The organism is Myroides odoratus (assembly GCF_965118575.1).
Classification (GTDB): domain Bacteria; phylum Bacteroidota; class Bacteroidia; order Flavobacteriales; family Flavobacteriaceae; genus Flavobacterium; species Flavobacterium odoratum_B.
In genome coordinates this window covers 1-5,472 of record NZ_CBCPHW010000038.1, presented here as the reverse complement: position 1 = coordinate 5,472, position 5,472 = coordinate 1, and the positions used below count along the sequence as shown (strand labels likewise).

At 45.7% G+C, this 5,472-nt stretch carries 2 tRNA genes and 3 rRNA genes; all 5 read right to left on the bottom strand.

The features are described from left to right. Positions 1-44: 44 nt before the first annotated feature. Positions 45-154: ribosomal RNA gene (gene rrf, locus ACMHJ2_RS17595) — 5S ribosomal RNA — on the bottom strand. Between the two features lie 109 nt (positions 155-263). Continuing rightward, positions 264-3,145, bottom strand: a 23S ribosomal RNA gene (locus ACMHJ2_RS17590). A gap of 126 nt (positions 3,146-3,271) precedes the next feature. Next, positions 3,272-3,345: transfer RNA gene (locus ACMHJ2_RS17585), tRNA-Ala, on the bottom strand. Positions 3,346-3,433: 88 nt separating this feature from the next. Continuing rightward, positions 3,434-3,507: transfer RNA gene (locus tag ACMHJ2_RS17580), tRNA-Ile, on the bottom strand. Positions 3,508-3,580: 73 nt separating this feature from the next. After that, positions 3,581-5,098: ribosomal RNA gene (locus ACMHJ2_RS17575) — 16S ribosomal RNA — on the bottom strand. Together the 16S, 23S and 5S rRNA genes with 2 tRNA genes alongside form the textbook arrangement of a ribosomal RNA operon. Between the last annotated feature and the right edge of the window lie 374 nt (positions 5,099-5,472).

Below are 5,472 nucleotides of genomic sequence, written 5' to 3'. Positions count from 1 at the left end.
AAAACAAAAAAGCCTGACTACTTGCGTAATCAGGCTTTTTAAAAGAAGGGCGACGACATACTCTCCCACCTTACGGCAGTACCATCTGCGCTAGCGGGCTTAACTGCTCTGTTCGAAATGGAAAGAGGTGAGCCCCGCTGCAATAACCACCCTAAAGCGGTTGTTATAAATTCCTATAAGGATCCTATAACTAATATTGTATATTATAACGTAACAAATACATTTAGAAAGTTCCCCCCCTCTACTAAAAAGTAGAGGGAGATTCACATAAGCTTACGAGCTATTAGTACTACTCGACTCTGACATTACTGCCTTTACATCTATAGCCTATCAACGTTGTAATCTCCAACGGCTCTTTAAAGAAATCTCATCTTGTGGTGGGTTTCGCACTTATATGCTTTCAGCGCTTATCCCTGCCCAACGTAGCTACTCTGCGATGCCCCTGGCGAGACAACAGATGCACTAGAGGTTGGTCCAATTCGGTCCTCTCGTACTAGAATCAGATCCACTCAAATTTCTAACGCCCACAGTAGATAGAGACCGAACTGTCTCACGACGTTCTGAACCCAGCTCGCGTGCCACTTTAATGGGCGAACAGCCCAACCCTTGGGACCTTCTCCAGCCCCAGGATGTGACGAGCCGACATCGAGGTGCCAAACCCCCCCGTCGATATGAGCTCTTGGGGGAGATCAGCCTGTTATCCCCGGCGTACCTTTTATCCTTTGAGCGATGGCCCTTCCATGCGGAACCACCGGATCACTATGCTCTACTTTCGTACCTGATCGACTTGTTTGTCTCCCAGTCAAGCTCCCTTATGCCATTGCACTCTACGCACGGTTACCAAGCGTGCTGAGGGAACCTTTAGAAGCCTCCGTTACTCTTTTGGAGGCGACCACCCCAGTCAAACTACCCACCAAGCAATGTCCTCTGTAATACAGAGTTAGATCTCAAATAAGCAAAGGGTGGTATTTCAACAATGACTAACCTACGCCTGGCGACGCAGGATCGAAGTCTCCCACCTATCCTACACATCACTTATCCAAGAACAATACTAAGCTATAGTAAAGGTGCACAGGGTCTTTTCGTCCCACTGCGGGTAATCGGCATCTTCACCGATACTACAATTTCACCGAGCTCATGGCTGAGACAGTGTCCAGATCGTTACACCATTCGTGCAGGTCGGAACTTACCCGACAAGGAATTTCGCTACCTTAGGACCGTTATAGTTACGGCCGCCGTTTACTGGGGCTTCAATTCAATGCTTCTTCCGAAAAATAACATCTCCTCTTAACCTTCCAGCACCGGGCAGGTGTCAGGCCCTATACTTCATCTTACGATTTTGCAGAGCCCTGTGTTTTTGATAAACAGTCGCCTGGACCTTTTAACTGCGGCCAGCTTGCGCTGGCGACCTTTCTCCCGAAGTTACAGGTCTATTTTGCCTAGTTCCTTAGCCATGAATCTCTCGAGCGCCTTAGGATACTCTCCTCGACTACCTGTGTCGGTTTACGGTACGGGTACTAATAACATAAGTTTAGAAGCTTTTCTTGACAGCCCTTAGGCAAACTATCTCGTCGTTCGAAAACTCTGAGTACTATCGCATTTCTCCATCTCATACGCATTTTACTATACGAGATATAGGTACGTGCTTCAACGAACTATTCCGTCAGTTCGCGTTGCTTTCATCACTGTGTCACTCCATCACTGTTATTAGTAGTACGGGAATATTAACCCGTTGGCCATCGACGTCCCCCTTCGGGTGTGCCTTAGGTCCCGACTAACCCTAAGCTGATTAGCATAGCTCAGGAAACCTTAGTCTTACGGCGGGGGCGTTTCTCACACCCCTTATCGTTACTTATGCCTACATTTTCTTTTCTATAAACTCCACCATATCTCACAATACGGCTTCTTCGTCGATAGAATGCTCCCCTACCACTCACGTTATAAAACGTAAATCCATAGCTTCGGTAGTATACTTATGCCCGATTATTATCCATGCTCGATCGCTCGACTAGTGAGCTGTTACGCACTCTTTAAATGAATGGCTGCTTCCAAGCCAACATCCTAGCTGTCTGGGCAATCAAACCGCGTTATTTCAACTTAGTATACATTTGGGGACCTTAGCTGATGGTCTGGGTTCTTTCCCTCTCGGACATGGACCTTAGCACCCATGCCCTCACTGATAATAAACATTATATAGCATTCGGAGTTTGTCAGGAATTGGTAGGCGGTGAAGCCCCCGCATCCAATCAGTAGCTCTACCTCTATATAACTTTGATTATCGCTGCACCTAAATGCATTTCGGGGAGTACGAGCTATTTCCGAGTTTGATTGGCCTTTCACCCCTACCCACAGGTCATCCGAAAACTTTTCAGCGTTAAACGGTTCGGTCCTCCATTTAGTGTTACCTAAACTTCAACCTGCCCATGGGTAGATCACACGGTTTCGCGTCTACCACTACTGACTAAAGCGCCCTATTAAGACTCGCTTTCGCTACGGATCCATGACTTAATCACTTATCCTTGCCAGCAACGGTAACTCGTAGGCTCATTATGCAAAAGGCACGCCGTCACCCCACTTAAGGGCTCCGACCGCTTGTAGGCGTATGGTTTCAGGATCTTTTTCACTCCGTTATTCACGGTTCTTTTCACCTTTCCCTCACGGTACTGGTTCACTATCGGTCTCTCAGGAGTATTTAGCCTTAGCGGATGGTCCCGCCTAATTCAATCAGGGTTTCACGTGCCCCGACCTACTCAGGATACCACTATCCTTATCTTCTCTTACTTATACGGGACTATCACCCTCTTCGGTTTACCTTTCCAGGTAATTCTAATTCAATCCGCAAGAAATATCGTGGTCCTACAACCCCAATATTGCCGTAACAACATTGGTTTGGGCTATTCCGCGTTCGCTCGCCACTACTAGCGGAATCACTTTTGTTTTCTTCTCCTCTGCCTACTTAGATGTTTCAGTTCAGCAGGTTCGCCTCCTATTCGGATACTATGTCTTCAACATAGTGGGTTGCCCCATTCGGATATCTACGGATCAATTCGTGTGTGCCAATCCCCGTAGCTTTTCGCAGCTTATCACGTCCTTCTTCGCCTCTGAGAGCCTAGGCATTCCCCATACGCCCTTATTTTGCTTATGTGCTTACAATTCTTTCGAATCGTACTTTCTATAAATTTTTTTAAATAATATTAGATTTACTATCTAACTGTATTTGTCGTTACAATATGTCAATGAACTTTTAAACTATATTTCTCAATAGCTTTTGTGGAGAATATCGGAGTCGAACCGATGACCTCCTGCGTGCAAGGCAGGCGCTCTAGCCAGCTGAGCTAATCCCCCGTATGAGTCAAGTTAACAGTTTACGGTTAACAGTAACTTTCAACGGTTTAACTAACCTCTAGAATTTCCTTTTCAAAAAGTATACTCGTAGTCCCGGGCAGACTCGAACTGCCGACCCCTACATTATCAGTGTAGTACTCTAACCAGCTGAGCTACGAGACTCTGTATTACTTTTTTATCTTTTATATTTGAACAAACAGCGAGAGTAAATAAACTACCTTCTTCTTTTCTCTAGAAAGGAGGTGTTCCAGCCGCACCTTCCGGTACGGCTACCTTGTTACGACTTAGCCCTAGTTACCAGTTTTACCCTAGGCAGCTCCTTGCGGCGACCGACTTCAGGTACCCCCAGCTTCCATGGCTTGACGGGCGGTGTGTACAAGGCCCGGGAACGTATTCACCGGATCATGGCTGATATCCGATTACTAGCGATTCCAGCTTCATGGAGTCGAGTTGCAGACTCCAATCCGAACTGAGACCAGTTTTTGAGATTCGCATCCAGTTGCCTGGTAGCTGCTTTCTGTACTGGCCATTGTAGCACGTGTGTAGCCCAAGACGTAAGGGCCGTGATGATTTGACGTCATCCCCACCTTCCTCACAGTTTGCACTGGCAGTCTTGTTAGAGTTCCCGACATGACTCGCTGGCAACTAACAATAGGGGTTGCGCTCGTTATAGGACTTAACCTGACACCTCACGGCACGAGCTGACGACAACCATGCAGCACCTTGTAAATTGCCCGAAGGAAAGTCTATCTCTAAACCTGTCAATCTACATTTAAGCCTTGGTAAGGTTCCTCGCGTATCATCGAATTAAACCACATGCTCCACCGCTTGTGCGGGCCCCCGTCAATTCCTTTGAGTTTCATTCTTGCGAACGTACTCCCCAGGTGGGATACTTATCACTTTCGCTTAGCCACTCAGTCCGAAAACCGAACAGCTAGTATCCATCGTTTACGGCGTGGACTACCAGGGTATCTAATCCTGTTCGCTACCCACGCTTTCGTTCATCAGCGTCAATAAGTACGTAGTAATCTGCCTTCGCAATTGGTATTCCATGTAATATCTAAGCATTTCACCGCTACACTACATATTCTAATTACTTCCATACTATTCAAGTTAAGCAGTATCAACGGCAATTTTACAGTTAAGCTGTAAGATTTCACCACTGACTTACTCAACCGCCTACGAACCCTTTAAACCCAATAATTCCGGATAACGCTCGGATCCTCCGTATTACCGCGGCTGCTGGCACGGAGTTAGCCGATCCTTATTCTTACGGTACCGTCAAATATCTACACGTAGATACATTTCTTCCCGTACAAAAGCAGTTTACAATCCATAGGACCGTCATCCTGCACGCGGCATGGCTGGTTCAGAGTTGCCTCCATTGACCAATATTCCTCACTGCTGCCTCCCGTAGGAGTCTGGTCCGTGTCTCAGTACCAGTGTGGGGGATCTCCCTCTCAGGACCCCTAATCATCGTAGCCTTGGTATGCCGTTACCACACCAACTAGCTAATGATACGCATGCCCATCTTTTACCGATAAATCTTTATTATTAAAATGATGCCACTCTAATAAACCATGGGGCATTAATCCGAATTTCTCCGGGCTATTCCCCTGTAAAAGGTAGGTTGCATACGCGTTACTCACCCGTGCGCCGGTCTCTAGAAAGCAAGCTCTCTATACCCCTCGACTTGCATGTGTTAGGCCTGCCGCTAGCGTTCATCCTGAGCCAGGATCAAACTCTTCATCGTATATTTTTTATATTGTAAAAAGTTAGCTAGTTTATTCGTGATTCTAAAATCACCTTACTCTCTTTATTTTGTATGCTGTTGTCCAATATGTCTATGATCGTTTCTTAATATCGCTTGTTTCTCAAAGCGAGTGCAAAAGTAAAAACTTCTTTCGATTTAGCAAAACTTTTCTGGAAAATTATTTCCTCCCTTTTTACTAACTCTCAGTCCTTCCTGAAGCGGATGCAAAAGTAAAAACTTTTTTTGAATTAGCAAAGCTTTTTTTGAAAAAATATTTCATCCCTTTTTTGCTAACCCCAGTCTTTCCTGAAGCGGACTGCAAAGATAAGACCCTTTTTTCTGATTATCCAAATTTATTTTTAAAAATATTTTTG